Source organism: Jutongia sp. SJQ-6 (genome assembly GCF_054161275.1).
Genome location: NZ_CP195314.1, coordinates 988234 through 1006408, shown reverse-complemented (window position 1 = coordinate 1006408; position 18175 = coordinate 988234). Strand labels below are relative to the sequence as shown.

General features: G+C 37.2%; 17 protein-coding genes. 14 read left to right on the top strand and 3 right to left on the bottom strand.

Annotated elements, in window-relative coordinates:
• Positions 1-21: 21 nt before the first annotated feature.
• Positions 22-729 carry a YczE/YyaS/YitT family protein gene (locus ACSAJE_RS04735; protein WP_458009809.1) on the bottom strand — a complete coding sequence of 236 codons (708 nt, stop codon included), beginning with the start codon at positions 727-729 and terminating at the stop codon, positions 22-24.
• Positions 726-1169: a MarR family winged helix-turn-helix transcriptional regulator gene (locus ACSAJE_RS04730; protein WP_458009808.1), complete on the bottom strand. Its 444-nt coding sequence runs from the start codon at positions 1167-1169 to the stop codon at positions 726-728. Before ACSAJE_RS04730 ends, ACSAJE_RS04735 begins: the two co-directional genes overlap by 4 nt.
• Before the next feature lie 246 nt (positions 1170-1415).
• Between ACSAJE_RS04730 and ACSAJE_RS04725 the strand changes: the two genes are divergently transcribed.
• The 12 genes from ACSAJE_RS04725 to ACSAJE_RS04670 all read left to right on the top strand — a co-directional run bounded on the left by ACSAJE_RS04725 (position 1416) and on the right by ACSAJE_RS04670 (position 13394).
• Positions 1416-2336 carry a helix-turn-helix transcriptional regulator gene (locus ACSAJE_RS04725; RefSeq protein ID WP_458009807.1) on the top strand — a complete coding sequence of 307 codons (921 nt, stop codon included), beginning with the start codon at positions 1416-1418 and terminating at the stop codon, positions 2334-2336.
• A 133-nt stretch (positions 2337-2469) separates the two neighbouring features.
• Positions 2470-3765 (top strand): MFS transporter, encoded by a 1296-nt coding sequence (locus ACSAJE_RS04720; protein WP_458009806.1) that lies wholly within the window; start codon positions 2470-2472, stop codon positions 3763-3765.
• A 321-nt stretch (positions 3766-4086) separates the two neighbouring features.
• Positions 4087-6996, top strand: coding sequence for an FtsX-like permease family protein (locus ACSAJE_RS04715; protein ID WP_458009805.1), 2910 nt, complete (start codon positions 4087-4089; stop codon positions 6994-6996).
• Complete coding sequence (locus ACSAJE_RS04710; RefSeq protein WP_118689753.1) at positions 6993-7664, top strand: ABC transporter ATP-binding protein; 672 nt, start codon at positions 6993-6995, stop codon at positions 7662-7664. The genes ACSAJE_RS04715 and ACSAJE_RS04710 overlap by 4 nt, the downstream gene beginning before the upstream one ends.
• 410 nt (positions 7665-8074) lie before the next feature.
• A complete protein-coding gene (locus ACSAJE_RS04705) occupies positions 8075-8944 on the top strand; it encodes a carbon-nitrogen hydrolase family protein (RefSeq protein ID WP_118507456.1) in 870 nt (289 codons plus the stop codon).
• Between the two features lie 220 nt (positions 8945-9164).
• Complete coding sequence (locus ACSAJE_RS04700; protein ID WP_118507455.1) at positions 9165-10043, top strand: GNAT family N-acetyltransferase; 879 nt, start codon at positions 9165-9167, stop codon at positions 10041-10043.
• 704 nt (positions 10044-10747) lie between these two features.
• On the top strand, positions 10748-11107 hold the full coding sequence (locus tag ACSAJE_RS04695) for an FYVE zinc finger domain-containing protein (protein ID WP_022024825.1): 360 nt from the start codon (positions 10748-10750) through the stop codon (positions 11105-11107).
• Between the two features lie 69 nt (positions 11108-11176).
• Complete coding sequence (locus ACSAJE_RS04690; protein ID WP_118507454.1) at positions 11177-11929, top strand: DUF3795 domain-containing protein; 753 nt, start codon at positions 11177-11179, stop codon at positions 11927-11929.
• Positions 11907-12137 (top strand): cysteine-rich KTR domain-containing protein, encoded by a 231-nt coding sequence (locus tag ACSAJE_RS04685; protein ID WP_118507453.1) that lies wholly within the window; start codon positions 11907-11909, stop codon positions 12135-12137. Before ACSAJE_RS04690 ends, ACSAJE_RS04685 begins: the two co-directional genes overlap by 23 nt.
• Positions 12138-12157: 20 nt before the next feature.
• The gene (locus ACSAJE_RS04680; protein WP_458009804.1) at positions 12158-12655 is read left to right on the top strand and encodes a phosphotransferase family protein; all 498 of its coding nucleotides are present in this window, start codon (positions 12158-12160) and stop codon (positions 12653-12655) included.
• Positions 12564-13139, top strand: a complete 576-nt coding sequence (locus ACSAJE_RS04675) for a phosphotransferase (RefSeq protein ID WP_458010050.1) — start codon at positions 12564-12566, stop codon at positions 13137-13139. Before ACSAJE_RS04680 ends, ACSAJE_RS04675 begins: the two co-directional genes overlap by 92 nt.
• A gap of 39 nt (positions 13140-13178) precedes the next feature.
• A complete protein-coding gene (locus tag ACSAJE_RS04670) occupies positions 13179-13394 on the top strand; it encodes a PF20097 family protein (protein ID WP_458009803.1) in 216 nt (71 codons plus the stop codon).
• A 252-nt stretch (positions 13395-13646) separates the two neighbouring features.
• Here ACSAJE_RS04670 and ACSAJE_RS04665 read toward each other — a convergent pair whose 3' ends face one another.
• Positions 13647-15350 (bottom strand): methyl-accepting chemotaxis protein, encoded by a 1704-nt coding sequence (locus ACSAJE_RS04665; protein WP_458009802.1) that lies wholly within the window; start codon positions 15348-15350, stop codon positions 13647-13649.
• A gap of 134 nt (positions 15351-15484) precedes the next feature.
• Between ACSAJE_RS04665 and ACSAJE_RS04660 the strand changes: the two genes are divergently transcribed.
• Entirely contained in the window at positions 15485-16687 is a 1203-nt protein-coding gene (locus tag ACSAJE_RS04660; RefSeq protein WP_022024833.1) for a helix-turn-helix domain-containing protein, read from the top strand.
• 134 nt (positions 16688-16821) lie between these two features.
• Complete coding sequence (locus tag ACSAJE_RS04655; protein ID WP_458009801.1) at positions 16822-18159, top strand: TrkH family potassium uptake protein; 1338 nt, start codon at positions 16822-16824, stop codon at positions 18157-18159.
• The last annotated feature ends 16 nt before the right edge of the window (positions 18160-18175 follow it).

Sequence of the window (18175 nt, the reverse complement as noted above, 5' to 3'; positions counted from 1 at the left end):
GCAGTTTCTGACAGTCCGAAATCATGCGCAATTCCTATGAATATAATGGGATGTGGCTTCTGTGACCGGGGAAACTGTCTCTGTGGTTTTGCCGAGCAACTGATCACGCTGCTTGGCAAATGCACGATTGATAAGTCCGACCAGTGTTCCAACCAGAACGGCGGCAATGATGGTACCAATTCCCACACTTCCGAGACTATGTAAAATGGCGAGGCAGGTAAGTGCCGATACAAGAACCATTGCACAGTCAAAACTAATTTTCACTTTAGAAAATTCAATGTGTGTTACGGTGGAGACTGCCTGCATACAACCTTCTCCGGCAAGTGGGATCAGATCTGTCGGCAAATATAAAAAGATACCAAATGCAATAAATAGGGTGCTGGCAAATAACATGATAATACGAATTAGCATATTATCCGGTGATGAGAGAAAAGACACCATATAATTACAAAAAGTAGTAAAATAGCCAAATACGATACCAACCGGAATCTGAAGCAACTGAACCAGCTTAAAATTTTTTCGCAAAAGCAGGAGCTGGATCAGCACCAGTGTAATATGAAAAAGAATCGTTGCCTTTCCCATTTCCAGCCCCCAGACGCAGGTTATCGTATAGGGAATGGAACTGACTGGGGATACGCCGAGATTAGATTTTACGGAAAGCGCAATACCGACAGTCATTACGAAAAGTCCAATAAAATACATAGGAAGTCTTACGTTTAAGTGTTTCATTTGTTAGTGCCTTCTTTCTTGTTAATATTTACCATATTTTGATAGATACGACCGAGCAGATCATATAATTGCTGCTTGCTTGTTTCGCTGAATCCTTTTAATGCTTTAGACTCAATTTTGGCAAATTCAAGGTTAAGCCGGTCAGCGTATTCTCTTCCGGTTTTGGTGAGATATACGTGAAGCGAGCGACGATTGTTTTCAACAGATTTTCGCTCGATATAGCCTTTTTTCTCCATGCCATTTAGTATAGTAGTCAAAGATGCGGGCTCAATGTGACAGAACATGGCGATTTCTTTCTGGATCGCTCCATCATGATGCAGCAGATAATCGAGTATTTTAGGCTGCCCTGGTGTCAATCCGGTATCTTTCACACTTGATACAAGAGCCTTTTGTATCATAAGATGATCGGACATTAAAAGATAATGAAGTGTTTCCTGCATAGCACCCTCCTTTGTTGGAAATCTAATTATTAGAAAGCTAAATTAATATACAATATATAAAGAGGAATGTCAAATCTTGGAAGGTGAAGATATCATCTGAAAAGCGGATTGCTCAATAGTTCTTGTAGAAGGATAATGGTTCATTTGGTATAATTTTGATGTAGTCATCAAGAAGTTGTTCTTTGTAAATCAGTATGTAGATATGATACTGAAAGGACAACAACATTTATAATGGGAGAAATAGAAATGAAAATTGATAGAATACTTGGAATTATTATTTATCTTTTCAATCATGATAAGGTTTCAGCGAAAACCCTAGCTGAAAAATATGATGTATCGGTTCGGACGATTCAGCGCGATATGGTGAATATTGCGTCTTGTGGCATACCTATTTATTCGGATAATGGAAAAAATGGTGGTTATTCTATTTTATCAACATATAAACTGAAAAATACAAATATTAAAAATGATGAACAACAGATGATTATTAAGGCACTGGAAACTTTATCAACTTCCTATACGAATCATACATTGGACTCAATCATTGAAAAATACAATTCCATCATCGGAAAAGAAGGTGGGCAAAGGATTTTTTGGGATTTTGGTGTTACAAAAGAGAATCAACAGGTTCAAAATGTTAATAAAACATTGGAACAAGCGATAACAGAGAAGAAATATATTTCTTTTCATTATAGAAATGCCAGTGGAAAAGAATCTGATCTGACAGTTGAACCTTTAGCAATATATTATAAATGGTATGCATGGTATCTTTTTGCGTATCGTGATGAAAAGGAGAAATATTATACTTTTAAGGTTGCGCGAATGAAAGATGTTGAAATATTAAATAAAAAATCTATGGCAGATCATGGAGATATCGAAGAGCGTATGAAAGAAAGTGAACAAAATTATTACAAAACTTGTATAAATATTGAAGTACACTTTCAAGAGCAGGAAAGTGGTTTAATACAAGAATATTTTCCGGATTGTCAAATAGAGAAAATGATGAATGGAGTGTGTAGAACTTTTATTGGTGTGCCAGCAAAGGAACGATTATGGAAAGCACTTTTATTAAGTTTTGGAGATCGTGTAAAAGTAGTAGCACCAGAGGAATATAAAAAGGAATTGATTGATACGGCAAGAAATTTTTTGTCTAATTACGACAGCTAGTTGTCGTAATTAAATGCTATAATGGGCGCAAAGGCAAGTGAACATAGTGACTGCCAAATACTGATGTATGCGTCTGATAGCCGGTTGATCACTATGATAACGAAGTCGTAGAAGATCAAAGGGGAAATTACTTATGAAAAGAACAAAAAATAAGATGTATCATTTTATGATTTTTTTTATTAGCCAAACGGTGTCAGAACTGGGAACTTCCATGACTGGATTTGCAACTGTTATTTGGATGTATTCTAATAGTGGACAGGTGATGTCGGCGTCTTTACTGGCAATATGCAGTACAGTGCCATATCTCGTTGTAAGTCTTTTCGGTGGAGCGGTTGCTGATAAAATGAATAAGAAAAAAATCATGCTTATTTGCGATTCGATTGCAGCAACAGGTTCTGTCATTCTCTTGAGTTGTTATATTTTGGGATGTTTACAGTTATGGGTATTGTGTCTGGTAAATGTGATCAATGGATTTATGAATGCATTTCAAAATCCCGCTTCTCAAGTTACGGTAACCTTATTGGTGGATCAAAAAGATTATGCAAGAATTGGTGGGATTCAATCAACAATGGGCGCATTAGTTGGTATATTTCAGCCAGTTCTGGCAACCACCATTCTTAATACATTGGGCTTGCAATGGATTTTGATAATTGATTTGAGCACCTTCCTATTTGCCTTTTTAGTATTACTATTTGTTGTGGAGATACCTGATGAAATTTCTTCGGGTAATCAGACATCGATTTCAGAAATATGGAATGGGTTGAAAGAAGGCCTTGATTTTATAGCTGGTAATCGACCGATTTTGATGCTTTTTGTGATGTATTGCATTTTGGAATTTATAGGCGCAATTTCCTTTGATGGTATGTGCACACCACTTCTTTTGGCAAGAACGAACAATAATGAAACGATCGTGGGAATTGTTTCCTCGTTTATGGCAATAGGTTGTATCGTGGCAAGCGTTCTATTGTCTATCTTAAAGCAGCCTCATAAAAAATTGCCGGTCATGTATTTTGGCAGTTATCTATGTTTGCTTGGAATTACATTGTTTGGAATGGGAAGAAATCTCGTGTGGTGGTGTATCGTGGTATTTATTGGATGCTTTGGAAGTCCAATATATCATACATATCAGACAATTATTATAAGAGAAAAAGTTGATACAACGATGCAAGGTCGTGTTTTTTCTTTGCAAGGCATGATTACACAGGCATTAACACCATTAGGATTTTTAATGGGAGGTATGCTGGCTGATTATATTTTTGAACCATTTATGAAAAAGATGTCTTTGCATCAAAATATGATAATATTTCTTGTTGGACGGCAGAGTGGTTCCGGAATAGGCTTAATATTTGTTATTGCAGGAGTAATAGGAATTGTCACATTAACGATTATGAAGTGCAATCCTGCCATCAAACAGTTGGATCAATCGTAGACATGACGGTCATACACAGCTTACAGATGCAACAAAATAATATATTGACAACTGGATTCCCGGAAGGTTACTTTGTGAAAGAGATTTCTTTGATGCAGTGTTGCAGTTTATTAGTATTATGAAAAAACTTTGAGTATAAATGGTATATCAGACATGTAGATAGTCATAATAGTATTTAACTTGACAGGGCATACTTTGTCGGGGGAAATTTTGAGCAAATCTTAAACAAATCTTAAACAAAAATCACATTGAATCTTAAACAATAGTTATTTAAAATAAATCTATAAGTTATTACAATAAAATTTTTGGGGGAGGAATTTTATGAAGCTATTTTGGAGATTTATTAGAACAGATATAAAAAAGTCGAAAAGAAATTTTGCATTGTTTGGTTGCACGATTTTTTTAGGGGTTATTGCAATTGTAATCTCCCTGTTATTAACGAGGACAGGAAAGCTGCTATATGCAGATACACTTTTATCAGATTATGGCAATTATGATGTTGCTTTCTGTCAAGTGAGTGATAAATTAAAGGATGTTATTGAAAAAGACAATCGTTTTTCGGAGTTGGGGTATGTTTTTGATCAGGGAAAGTATCGCTTTTTGGAAACCGGAAATAGTATTGAAGTTGGTGCGGTTAAGGATCAAAAAACAGAGGATATGTATTATGTTAATCCGGTGAAAGGAAGGTATCCGAATAAAAAAGGGGAAATATGCATAGATCGTATCACGTTAAAATCGAATGGTTTGGCGGAAAAGTTAGGACAAAAGATTCAATTGACATGCGATGATACGTCAGAAAATGTAACATATACATTGGTTGGAATTATAGAGGTTCAAAAACAGGATACAGGTGAAACATATGATACAAGATTTTATCCGGAAGAAATGTTTTCTACCAGTAATATGAACAATGTAAATTTCCCATATGCATATATTTATCCGGAAGAAGTAAAGAATCCAAAAGGAATACATATTTTGGCGGATGTAGTAAAAAAGGAAAATTCTGCCAATGTAGTACAGTCCTATTTAGATGATTCTGATTTATTATCAGACTTACATATTACTACTGACAGGTCTTTTGGCAGAGAATGGACAATAGCAAATATACTGGGAGCAGATACGAATGGAGATAGTTTGGCAAATGTTGTTTCAAGCAGTATGGAAAATGGAAATATATCAGTCGATGGATATACAAAGTATCTTATGCCGGTATTATTGCTGTTAATTTTTATACTGGTTTTGGTGGGGATATTTGACTCGATTCGTATGGATATCCGTAGAAAGTATGATTACTATGGGACTCTGCTTCGGCTGGGAATGAATAGCAAAAAGATTGCACTGTTTTATAGTATGGAAATGTTGATTGTATTGGCAGTGACCATATTAGCAGGAATTTTTTGTGGAAAATGGGGATATGAATTTCTTATCAGCCTCGCAAATGATTTATTAAATATACATTTACTATCTGTGGTTGATTTTGATTCATTTTATATTACGTATATTAACAAGGTGACATGGAACCCATATACCACTGCTGCTTTTGTTGTTGGTGTTAGTGTTGTCGTTGCTACAATCATCAACCTTGTGCAGTTAATTCGTATGAAACCAATACAATATGAAATGAAGAAAGTCACAAAGAAGAAAAGAAAATTTGAGTGTAAAAATCTCTATTATCTTTTAAATCATTACATGGGAATTGACAAAATCAGGTATCGTATACTGCCTAATATTATAATATGCCTTGTGCTTGTTTCGGCAGTGTTTGGATATCAATTTTTTCAATGTAAGATTGCTGACGATACAGGCAACTATGATGCTCAATTGAAAGAGGCAAGAATAAAGGGGTTTGATTACTATATGAAACAGTCACCGGTAGATGTGTATTCCGGTTATTTACAATATATGCATAATAGCGGAGTAACTACGGAGATGTTTCAAGAGTTAAAATCAAACGAGAATGTTAAAAGTGCAAAGGGGGCAATTGTAGATTATTCTACCGCTCTTGTGGTTAATAAGACGGATATGTTGTCAAATAAGCTGATGCAACAGTCAGAAGTTTCAGAAGCAATAAGTGATTCTGTGAATGATCAGATTGATGCGCTGGCAAGTGTTGAGTATTTGAAGTATCTGGGTGTAGATCTGAAAAAGAAGCAGGTGTTTCATACGCCAACCATCGGACTCTCCACTGAGGAAGTGATGTCTTTTGCAAAAAATAATCTTATTGCGGGAGAGATAGACAGAAAGAAGATAGAAACAGGAGAGGAAGTTCTATTGATGGTCACGGATCAGGATCTGGCAAGTTACTTTAAGGTGGGGGACAAGTTACCATTGGTAGACTTTATAAGAGATAAGGCGTTAGATGAGAGCACAGAATGCATGTTAGGACAGATTCCAAAAGGATACGAGAATCAAAAAAGCAGTTATAAGGTTACCGTGCAAAATGTGACAAAAGAATTTTTGTGCTTTGAAAAAATGATTCCATTGGATGCAAGGATCGGTGGAATTGTACTGGTTGATGCTGATTTGGATTCGTTTTATTTTGAGGACGATAATGGCGTGAACACTGTTAATGTTCTAACATCAACAGATGCATTTACAAAATGGAAACTTCCTAATAAAAATTATACCAGAGTAGGAGTTACACTGAAAAAATACAACGATACTGCATTAAAATCCTTTGATAAGACATGGTCAAAATATGTCAGCGAGGCTAAGTATATGGCGCAAATAGATGTGTTTAGTATACTTCGGGAAAAACAGATGATCAGCAAAAGAGTGATGGCTATTTTTTACCTGTTGCTTGCTGTGTTAATTTTGTTAAGCATTCTCAGTGCGGGCAATACGATATCCATGAATATTTTTTCCATGAAAAAAGAAAGAATGTTATTAAATGATTTGGGAATGACAAAAAGGAAAATACGACTTCTTCTTTGGATGAGATTTGGAAAAATAGGTCTTTTTGGAGGATGCATCAGTATACTGCCTGTGTGGGTGTATTCCAGAATTGCAGCATATGCAAACGACTTGATGCGGAATGCGTATGAGAATGATACATATGATGCACTCATACTTAGCAAGCCGTGGGTGGAAGCCATTCCAAAGTATGATTTATGGAATGGTAATCTTCTACAGACAGTATTGGTAAGTGTAGCAGTTTCATTACTTATTATTGGTACAATTGTTATTATCTGCACATGCGGACAAAAGGAAGGGAGGAATAAATGCGAATGAGTGCTATGATTAAGATTGAAAATGTAAGTAAGGTATATGGAAAAGGCAAAAAGAATCAGGTCCAGGCATTAAAGTCGATTGATTTAGAACTTGAACAGGGACATAATTACGCTATTATTGGGAAAAGCGGTTCAGGAAAGTCGACTTTGATGAATATGATCGGGTTACTTGATCTGCCAACAGAGGGGAAGATCTTCTTTAAGGGATCTGATATTAGCCATTATAATGCGGGGCAACAGGCGAAATATCGCAATATGGAGGTCGGGTTTGTATATCAGGATTTTAGACTGATTGACGAACTCACGGCGAAGGAAAATATTTTGCTTCCACGATTAATTGCAAAGAAAAAAATAGATATGGAATATTATCACTCCCTTATTTCCATGTTAGGATTGGAAGAAAGAGAGAAGCATTTGCCAACAGAGCTTTCAGGTGGGCAAAAACAGCGTGTCGCAATCGCAAGAGCATTGATCAATGATCCGGATCTGATACTTGCAGATGAGCCAACCGGTAATGTTGATCAGGAAACTGCCGGAGAGATTATGGATATTTTTGTCCAGATGCATCAATTGAAAAAAACAGTTGTGATCGTAACGCATGATATGGATGTTGCAATGAAATGTGAAAATGTTATTAAACTATCGGATGGAATGATTTGTGAGTCATGACCAGTGATAATGGAAGCACCAGAGACGCAGGGGAAAGATTACCAGTAAATAACTAACTGGCTTTCATCTGCGTCTTTTCTGTAGTGATAATAAATACAAAAAGAAAATAACACTTTACATTATCAAAAATGAGAATATAATCAAAATAGAGAATAAAAGGAGAAGAAACTTAATAAAAACAGAAATTGCGGATGTTTTTATGAATCCTGTTCGTCAGAGAATTATTCAATAAAGTGTATTAAGGCAGGTTACATTAGTTTCATCACCTGTTGATGAAACACAAATCATAAATGAGCCAGACGCTGAGACGCAGAGCTGATCCGAAAAGAAAAATGGATTGGTTCCGCGTTTTGTTTATGATATTTGAAAGAAAAATATATGTTGAGAGTTAGTGAAAGGAGAACATAAAAATGTTTAAGGTTGCAATATTACAAAAACGAGCCCTTAATGCACAAATAGAAAAGAATATGGAAAGCATTATTATGGCAATGAAAGAGGCATCGGAAAATCATGCAGATATTCTTTTGCTGCCGGAATGCTTTGTTACCGGGTATGATCTGCCTATGTCGTATGAGAAAAGCATTGCAGATGATGATAAAAGCATTGCAAAAATATGCGAGAAAGCGAAAAAATATAAAATAGGTGTAGTACTCACGGCATTTACAAAAGGTAATAAGCAACCGCAGAACTCAGCCTTTGTTATCAATAAATCAGGCAATATATTAATGAAATACTCAAAGGTACATACCTGTGATTTTGCCGATGAAAGAAATGTTGAATCAGGGAAGGAATTTAAGGTGTGCGATTTTGAGGGAATACAATTGGGCGTTATGATTTGCTATGACAGAGAGTATCCGGAAAGTGCAAGAATACTGATGTTAAAAGGTGCAGAAATCATTCTTGTACCAAATGATTGTGGTTCTATGCAGCCAAGAATCCGAGCACTTTCTACAAGAGCATATGAAAATATGGTTGCAGTTGCTATGGCAAATCCGAATGGAGATAATGCTGGATGTTCCTGTGCATTTAGCCCGATTTGCTGGGACAGAAATGGAGAGTGTGTTGATAATACAGTATTGCTGGCTGACGATAAAACAGAGGGGATTTTTTATGCGGAGTTTGATATGGAAGCGATTAGAGATTATAGGAGGCGGGAAATGTTAGGAAATACATTTCGTAAGGTAGAAGCATACAGTCAGTTGTTAAGTAAAGAAATTAAGGAACCCTTTATAAGACCTGGTCAGAATGAGCTGTTAAAACAATCAAACTTTTTAAATTGATTTCGAGAGAAGAAAGGAATTGACAGGGAGGAAGGGGAAGATGTTTGAAAAAGCAATTCGTTTATTAAGAACAGCAGGCATATTGCTGGTGATAGCCGGCTGCATATTTGGTCTTATAGATCAATGAATTTACGCTGCATTAGTGTGGGTAGGTGCTTTTGGGTGTTGCATTGCAGCTTTTAACTTTAAGGATCAAAAGGGAAAAGAGGAGGGTTAAAACATGGAATTAGTAAGCGATTACATGCGTGAGGATACCATGCGCCACGCACTGAATGAATTGACAAGAAAAACATTCTTCTTCGATTTTGAAGACTGGGTGACAGGTGGATATTTTGAGGGAGATTATATTCCCTATTCCTTTATTGAGGATGGAAAAATAATTGCAAATGTATCCGCAAATCGGATGACTTTTCTTCAGAATGGTGTAGAGAGAAATTACATACAGATCGGAACGGTCATGACCGATGAGGCATATCGCAGACAGGGCTTGGCAAGAAAACTGATCGAGCATGTGGTGAAACAGTACAAGGATAGTTGTGACGGATTTTATCTGTTTGCCAATCTGGATGCGTTAGACTTTTATGATAAGTGTGGCTTTTCAAGGGAAACGGAGTATCAGTATAAGGTCAAAGAGGAGTTTTGCAGGAACAGGTCTAAGGGAGAGTGGTTTGTCCCGGTAAATACTGCAGATGTGCAGATGAAGCAAAAATATATGGACATGATCCGGCACAGTGCAGCAAATTCTTCTATGGAGCAGATCAACAAATTTGGTTTGCAGATGTTTTATACTGCAGATATGGAAAATGTATATTATGCAAAGGATATGGACTGTTTTATCGTAGCAGAGACAGAGGGGGATACACTATTTTTACAGAGTATCATCTGTGAAAATCAAGTGGCACTTTCGGATGTTTTGCAGAGAGTGAGAGGGGAATATCATAAATGTCAGCTTGGTTTCGTGCCGGATCTGAAGGACATGGATATGTGCGAGGCAGAGAAATATGATGGATCCGACGATTACAGGCTGTTTTATTTCGGGGAGCAGCTAAAAAGTATCGAGAAGGAAAAACTTTATTTTCCGAAACTTTCACATGCATAAAGACGGATGCATTTTGGTATCCATTTTATGCATGTTAGTTGTCTGTATATAGACAATGAAATCAAATCACGATAGAGTAATTACAGTGGCAAATTGCCAAATAATATATGGAGAGGTAGCTGGTATGGAAGAACGAAGTGGAGTCCTGGTACAGACATTGTGAATATTGCAAAATTGGAAGGTGCATATGTTAAATATTTGCTGGCAATCTGTGCGGTTATATTTGTAACTATTGTGAAGAGCAATGGTGTTAATTGCAGTTGCTGCTATTTTTACAATGCTTTGTGAGCGTACCGCAGGTAAATGTTAATACACGGAGCAATTACCAGGCAATTGAACATGTAACCGCAGCAGCGCAGGAAAATAGTGCGGGGGCAAAGGCTATAGAAGATATGGTTGTGAGAATAAGGACATTAGCTATGGAGCCGGAAAGGAAAAACGATGAGAGTAACGGAAGAACTTGTGAAGTGGTATCTCGAGAAAGAAGAGGCAGATAAGATAAACCGGAGGATTGCAGAACGCAGAAAGAAAAAAGCGAATGGATAAAAGGAGCGTATTTGCAGATAGGAAAGGGGGAAGACGCAATGGATGACATGGTTAAAAAGGAACAATAGTTAAGAACATTGTTCTTGCGCAACAAGTAAATTTAAAATGTTACTCTACGGGGGAGCGTAGAAGATTATATAAAGAAAGCGGAGAAAAATATGGTGAATTTAGTCAAAGAAGCACAGGAAAGTAAAAAGAAAATTGTCCTATCAGCAATGGTGGCAGGACTTACAATTATAGCGGCAGTTCCATTATTTATATTGTCGGGGATGCTGGAGATAGAGAACTGGATTAGAGTACTTCTTATAGGGATAGGTTTTGTTGTGTTGGTTGGAGGAATTGCAATTGCCTGTGTCCTTGATATAAAAGCAGGAGCCTATGAGTGTCCTGAATGTAATAATAGATTTGTTCCAAATATGAAGTCATATATTATGGGACCTCATACAATTACAAAGCGAAAATTAGTATGTCCACATTGTGGAGCACATAAATATTGTAAGAAGGTTCTTACAAAGTAAAACTGAAATTTTATCTATGCAAAGAGTTCAATAATTCTTTGTTATATAGGAAACGCTATGGAGAAAACGATGAAAAACAAAAACCAACTGATTGGCTGTTGCGGACTTGATTGCGAAAAGTGTGATGCCAGGATCGCAACAATTACAGACGACAATGCCCTGCGTGAGCAAACCGCCACTCTGTGGAGCAAGCTCAACGGGGTAACGATCACACCGGAAATGATCAACTGCGTCGGATGTCGCATAGAGGGTGTAAAAACACCGTTCTGCGACAAACTCTGTCCTATACATAATTGTGTTCGGAAAAATGGACTGGATACCTGTGCTGATTGTTCGCAGATGGAAGGATTGCGGCAGGAATTAATTCCTTTTGCAGAGAAATATGTGGAGAATACCTACTATAGTTTCAATGAAAATGAATTTGTCGCATTTGAACAAAGAGGAAAAGGAACTATAGATTTAGCGTTGGAGAGACCATATCTGTTTCGTTTTCTTTATACGGGTGAGAGAAGTCAGCTTTTAAGCAATGGTTTCGAGCTGCAGCAGGATCTTTCAGATGGACCCAATATGTATGAGAAGATAGCAGATATGTTGGAAATTACGATAGAGCAGGCAATGGATTTTGCCATGACGATGATGGTATATACACAGGGAATGGGAACCTTGATTGCTTCGGGAATCGTTCAGGATACAAAAGAAAATATGTATTGTATGCTTCACAATACGGGGATGACATATTTAAAAGGCTTGGGTGTCGGGGAGGATATTTTACAAGCTTTATCGGGAGGTGATGAGTCAGATGCAGACAGTAGTAACGGATAAATGGATCTTATGTCCGGTATGCAGAGCAAAGACCAGGACACAGATATTGGACGATACGGAATTAAAACGTTTTCCACTGTTTTGTCCAAAATGTAAGGAGAGTGGTATTATCAGTGGAAACATTATGTTGGTTATATTTGCAACTATATTTGCCCCATGTCATATTCGGATCAGTTATATGAATGCCGTTTATAAGGGTGATAATTAAATTTAGAGGAGGAAAGCAGAATGGATGCAATTACGAAAAATTGGATTTCCGAGGAGCAGATACAGCAAATGACAGATCAGGCATTAGGCCATCCGGTTGCAATAAAAAACATTAAGAGATTATCCGGGGGATTTTGTAGTGCCGTATATCTGGTAGAAACGGCTGAAGAAAAAATGGTACTTAAGCTTGCATCCGGAACAGGAGTAAAGGTTATGCGCAATGAAGTGAAATATATTCCAACGGAAGCGGAAATGTTGAAATTATTTCAGGAATGGCTGGATATTCCGATGCCGAAATTACTCTTTTATGATGACAGTGGAGAAATATGTGATGTTCCGTATTTCTTTATGAGTTATCTGGATGGAGTGCCGTTGTGTGATGATCAGACGATTACGGATGCTGCAAAGAGCAGATGTAAAGAAGGAAATGGGAGAGATCACACGAAAGATATGTTCCTTAAAGGCAGATATCTTTGGAATTCCCAATATACCGGAAAGTTATTGCAAGAAAAACAGTGATTTTATAAATCTATTGTTTGACTGGCTGTTGTGTGATGCCGAAGAAAAGGGAATTGCTATTCCCGGAATTACATCGGCTGACCTTAAGAAACTGATTCGGAAGTATGGAAAAGAATTGGATGAAGTAACTGTCCCGGTTTATGTACATACCGATACATGGGATGGTAATCTTTTGATAAAAAACGGCAAGCTGACAGGACTTATTGATTATGCAGCGGTGTTATGGGCAGATCCATTATTAAGCCATGATTTTCACGACTTTGGAGATGTTCCTAATCCATATTTTCTGCAAGGCTATGGCAAAATAGAATTTACCAAAAATGAGAAAATTCGTATTCAGATCTATCGTATCTGGCAGCGCTTGGGAATGGTGGTGGAGTGCGGATATCGTGAATACGAAGATCCACATATGTATGACTGGGTGTTGGATGATTTTGCAAGAGAAGTGGGGAAGCTGGAAACGGCTGTGATGGATCACAATTGATAAGAGCAAAAGAAAGCACAGGCACAGGAGGATTAGAAGATGAAATGTTCAAAATGTGGTAAAGAAATGAGAAAAGGATATTTCTTTAGCAGTAAGGACGGAGCTTTCAGCTTTGCAAATGAAGTACCGGGCGTTTTCGAAAACGCAAAAAACGCAGATGGTTTTGTAGAGATAACAAAACTCAAGCCAGGTCACAGGACAAGAGTGGTAGCAAACTGCTGCGAAGAATGTAGAAAGATAGTGATTAATTACTAAGAGTGACAAGACGCTAAAACCTAGAGCAGGGACTGGTCCCAGATACGAGCCCAGCTGGAGATTTATTTTGAAGAACGGATGGAAAAAGCAGAATTCTAGGGAAATCTATTTGACATGAGCATTTATACCTGTATAATGCAGATAGAGCAGAGAACCAAAATCTGGTCTCTGCTCTTAGTATAACTATTAATAAAATCTTATGTCTGTTTTTTGAGTTTACACAAAACTTGAAACGGTCTCGGGCTTTTCGTTCTATTCAAATTTGGCCACTTTGAGTTCGCGTATCATATCACGTAAATGTTCTGCTTCGTTATTCATTTCCTGGCTTGCTGCAGCACACTCTTCAGAAGTTGCCGAATTGCTTTGTACAACATCATTAATCTGTTCGATTCCTACATTTATCTGCTGGATTTCCTCTGTCTGGGTTGCAAGTGTATCTGCAATTCCTGATACTTCTTCGGTAATCATTTTCGAACTTTTTGCGATTTCTTCAAGCTGTTGGGCAGTCTCTTCTGCAAGCAAGACTCCTTTTCCGACAGCATTGACAGATGTTTTAATTAAAGCAGCCGATTCTTTTACTGCCTGTGCACTTTGATCTGCCAGCTGATTTACCTGATTAGCTACAACTGCAAATCCTCTTCCTGCTTCTCCGGCTCTTGCTGCTTCAATGGAAGCATTTAATGCAAGAAGATTCGTCTGCGATGCAATATCATTAATTGTTTCAATAATCTTATCTATCTGCATAGATGAATCCTTGATTTCAAGCATGGATTGAACCATCTCATGCATCTTAGAATCATTTTCTAAAATATGATCTCCTAGTTCCACTACCTTTGTACTTATTTCGCTGGCTGCCTCTGAATTATGTCTTACCTGTTCTGAAACATTCTCAACCGTTGCCGTCAATTCTTCTACGGATGCTGCTTGATTCGTAGCTCCATCCGCCAACTCTGTTGACCCTGCTGACACCTGTTCTGCGCCACCTGACACCTGATTGGAAGCTCGTTGTATCCCTTTTACCATCTTCGCCATACTTTTTTCAAAATCCATAAAAGAGCGTAAAATTCCAATAAAGTCGCCCTTCCATTCTACATTAGGCTGCACATCAAAATTTCCTTCTGAAAACAGCTTCATCGCACGATCAATATCATCTACATATGAACCAAAAATCCGAATAGATTTACGCATACTATGTGCCAATCGTCCAATTTCATCTTCTGAACGATAATCTAATGTACTATGCAAGTTTCCCTCTGTTAATTCTTTTGCAACATCCTCAATGGCATGTAAAGGCTCTAAAATACTGTGAAGAACTTTCTTGCTCGTTTTTCTTGCACTGATCCATGCCAAAGTTAAAAGGAAAATAATAAAAATAATGCCTACAACAGCATAAAGCATGGTGTTTCTTACTGCCTCGCTGCTGACTTTATCAGTAAAATCATCTAGTTCTAGAGCAAGATTTACCAATTTATTTAATGCAGGAGTACATTTTGTAAGAATATCCTCAGTCCCTTTCTCTTTCTGTCCCGATTTGATCTCATTCACAATAGATGAACATATAGTTTCCCAATCAGATAAGGCTGTTGCATATTCCTCATACTTCTTCTTTGGAACAACGCCCGAGTTTTTTATTATTTTCAGCTGTGAATCAACATCGTTAAGTAAGTTTGCTATGGTCTGTTCATAACTAGTATAAGATGATGTGTCATCCTTTAGTGCCATTTCTCTCACATTTCTTGCTGCAGAATTTACATCCACTCTGCACATCTTAACAGCTATATCAGAAGCATTAATTTTATTAACATAATGTACAAGACTTGAAAACAACATGCCTATCGCTGCAATAGAAAGTATTCCAGAAATAAGCATCATTATAATTACTTTTTTATATCCGTAGCCTATTCTTTCTCGTAACTGCATATTTTCGATTTTTTTCTTAAAAAATTTAGTGTACATTATTCTCTAGTTCCTTTCTTATAGTTTGTATTCTTAATTCTGCAAGATTTTATCATTCTCATATATATATTTCTTGCATAATTGTGTTTATAAATGATATAATTGTGTCGAAAATGCATTAGGAGGCATCTAATATGAAATTTGTTGATTACAATTATATCGCCACAATGATAGGTGATTTTTCCAGAGTTCCAGTACATATTTATAAAAACAATGAACTTATTTTTTATTATTCTATAACTCATTTTATAAAAGATCCCATTTCCATACATCAGTCAGATATTCTTAAAATCTCTGATCACATCGGTTATTTGCTGACAGATAATTTCAGTTGCTATGGCATTGTCAATTCTAATGAATATAAATTTGTGATCGGACCAACAAAACAAGTTTCCAGCACTGCTTCAAACCTGCTGGAACTAGCAATTCAATTAGATATCCCAAAAGAAGATATTGATGAATTTATAATTGCCATGCAGGAAATTAAACACATACCTTTTGAAAATCTTATGCAGATCATGTGCTTTTTAAATTATATACTAAACAATGAAAAATGTTCTCTTGAAGATATTTTTATTGATGATTCCTTACAGGAGCATTTTGCAAAAAAAACAAGCCGTCATGGAACAGACCATTCTCTCTCGGATAAGCTTTCTGAGCAGGATATAATATTCCACAGTACGTATGATCTGGAAGAAAATTTTATGAATATGATTCGAAAAGGAGATTACATTTCTATATCGAATCTACTTGAAAACTCACCGATATTCAAGAAAGATGTAATGGAAAGTAACCATCTGCGCTTTTTTAAAAATTCATTTGTTGCCATTGCAACACTTGCTTCACGTGCAGCGATCCAGGGTGGTATGAATCCTGACGATGCTTTTACACTAATTGATAACTACATTCTTATGTGTGAATTGCTAGATGATTGCAATCGGATCAATAATCTTGGCCGTCTTATGGTCATGGACTTTGCAAAACGCGTAAATCAATTATACAAAGGAACACAAGCATCGCACCTTATTTTAGATGTATCAAATTACATTAACCGTCATATGTCAGAGGCAATTACCGTAGAAGCAATGTCAAAAGATTTTTTTATGAGCCGGTCTTATCTTTCAAAACGTTTTAAGGCTGAAAGCAATGTGACTTTAACAGATTTTATTCTTACTAAAAAAACAGATGAAGCCAAACATCTGCTCCGTTACACGAAACAATCTCTAACTGCTATCAGTCTTCATCTTGGTTTTTCTTCGCCCGGACATTTTTCGCGTGTCTTCCGGAAATATGCTTCTGTTTCACCTAAGGAATACCGTGAGAAATACACGAACTGACATATGTTAAATCTTTATACAATCTTAATACCGAATTAGAGACTTTTATACTATCTTTGAAAGCAACTATATATAATAAAAACAGCACAAAGATAGCAGTATTTAGAATCAATAAGAAGGAGTGCTGATTATTTATGCTAGAAAAAACATATAAGAAAAAACATCTGACATCCTTTCAGTTAATTATTTTGGGGTTTGCAGGAGTGATCCTTTTGGGAACCGTTCTGCTGATGCTTCCATTTTCTACTTTGGATAAAGTACCAACTTCATTTCATGAGGCTCTTTTTACAGCCACTTCCGCAGTATGTGTGACAGGCCTTGTTGTGAAGGATACTGGAAGCTACTGGTCTGTGGCAGGACAGACGATTATTCTTGTACTCATACAAATTGGCGGGCTTGGTGTGGTAACGGTGGCAGCATCTGTTTCCCTTTTTTCTGGAAAAAAGATATCACTTATGCAAAGGAGCACCATGCAGGATGCGATATCAGCACCTAAAGTGGGCGGAATTGTCAGACTGACAAGATTTATCTTAAAGGGAACATTTCTGATAGAGGCTGCAGGAACGTTGTTGTTACTGCCGGCTTTTTTTTCTGATTATGGCGGAAAGGGAATCTGGATGTCAGTGTTTCATTCAATCTCTGCTTTTTGTAATGCCGGGTTTGATATTCTGGGGACGGCTGACAATCCCTTTCCTTCGTTGACCGGGTATTCTGGAAATGTCCATGTAAATGTGGGAATTATGCTGTTGATCATTGTAGGAGGTATTGGTTTTCTCACCTGGGATGATATTTATACGAATAAACTGAATATTAAACGTTACCGTATGCAAAGCAAGATTATTCTGATGACTACTGCAGGCCTGATCTTAATTCCTACAGTTTTTTTCTTTGTCTGTGATCTAAAAAATTTATCCGCAGGAAAACGCCTGCTAGCTGCGGCGTTCCAATCGGTAACGACAAGGACAGCTGGATTCAACACGATAAATATTTCAAAGATGAGTGAGGCTTCAAAAGCTGTTATGATCCTGTTGATGTTAGTAGGTGGTTCACCGGGTTCTACAGCAGGTGGAATGAAAACGACAACCTTCACGGTGCTTATTTTAAATGCGATTGCGACATTTAGAAGCCGGGAAAACGTAGAGGCTTTTGGAAGAAGATTGGACCATTATGTGATAAAAAATGCAGCAACGATAGCTATGCTTTATTTTACCATGTTTTTTTGCGGTGGAATCGCAATCAGTGTATACGAAGGTCTTCCACTTTTAGATTGTCTGTATGAAGCTGCTTCAGCTGTAGGCACGGTAGGACTGACACTGGGGATTACACCGGGACTGCATGTTTTTTCGCAAACCGTGCTGATTATACTTATGTATCTGGGACGTGTGGGCGGTCTGACTTTGATATATGCGGTATTTTCCGGAAGAAGCAAGGGGAATGCAAAACTGCCCATGGAGAAGATTACAGTTGGATAGAAGGAGAGAGATAGAA

Bases quoted from the DNA above. Each gene is read 5' to 3' on its own strand.
- ACSAJE_RS04735 (WP_458009809.1), bottom strand. From the start codon at position 729: ATGAAACACTTAAACGTAAGACTTCCTATGTATTTTATTGGACTTTTC.
- ACSAJE_RS04730 (WP_458009808.1), bottom strand. From the start codon at position 1,169: ATGCAGGAAACACTTCATTATCTTTTAATGTCCGATCATCTTATGATA.
- ACSAJE_RS04725 (WP_458009807.1), top strand. From the start codon at position 1,416: ATGAAAATTGATAGAATACTTGGAATTATTATTTATCTTTTCAATCAT.
- ACSAJE_RS04720 (WP_458009806.1), top strand. From the start codon at position 2,470: ATGAAAAGAACAAAAAATAAGATGTATCATTTTATGATTTTTTTTATT.
- ACSAJE_RS04715 (WP_458009805.1), top strand. From the start codon at position 4,087: ATGAAGCTATTTTGGAGATTTATTAGAACAGATATAAAAAAGTCGAAA.
- ACSAJE_RS04710 (WP_118689753.1), top strand. From the start codon at position 6,993: ATGAGTGCTATGATTAAGATTGAAAATGTAAGTAAGGTATATGGAAAA.
- ACSAJE_RS04705 (WP_118507456.1), top strand. From the start codon at position 8,075: ATGTTTAAGGTTGCAATATTACAAAAACGAGCCCTTAATGCACAAATA.
- ACSAJE_RS04700 (WP_118507455.1), top strand. From the start codon at position 9,165: ATGGAATTAGTAAGCGATTACATGCGTGAGGATACCATGCGCCACGCA.
- ACSAJE_RS04695 (WP_022024825.1), top strand. From the start codon at position 10,748: ATGGTGAATTTAGTCAAAGAAGCACAGGAAAGTAAAAAGAAAATTGTC.
- ACSAJE_RS04690 (WP_118507454.1), top strand. From the start codon at position 11,177: ATGAAAAACAAAAACCAACTGATTGGCTGTTGCGGACTTGATTGCGAA.
- ACSAJE_RS04685 (WP_118507453.1), top strand. From the start codon at position 11,907: ATGCAGACAGTAGTAACGGATAAATGGATCTTATGTCCGGTATGCAGA.
- ACSAJE_RS04680 (WP_458009804.1), top strand. From the start codon at position 12,158: ATGGATGCAATTACGAAAAATTGGATTTCCGAGGAGCAGATACAGCAA.
- ACSAJE_RS04675 (WP_458010050.1), top strand. From the start codon at position 12,564: ATGGGAGAGATCACACGAAAGATATGTTCCTTAAAGGCAGATATCTTT.
- ACSAJE_RS04670 (WP_458009803.1), top strand. From the start codon at position 13,179: ATGAAATGTTCAAAATGTGGTAAAGAAATGAGAAAAGGATATTTCTTT.
- ACSAJE_RS04665 (WP_458009802.1), bottom strand. From the start codon at position 15,350: ATGTACACTAAATTTTTTAAGAAAAAAATCGAAAATATGCAGTTACGA.
- ACSAJE_RS04660 (WP_022024833.1), top strand. From the start codon at position 15,485: ATGAAATTTGTTGATTACAATTATATCGCCACAATGATAGGTGATTTT.
- ACSAJE_RS04655 (WP_458009801.1), top strand. From the start codon at position 16,822: ATGCTAGAAAAAACATATAAGAAAAAACATCTGACATCCTTTCAGTTA.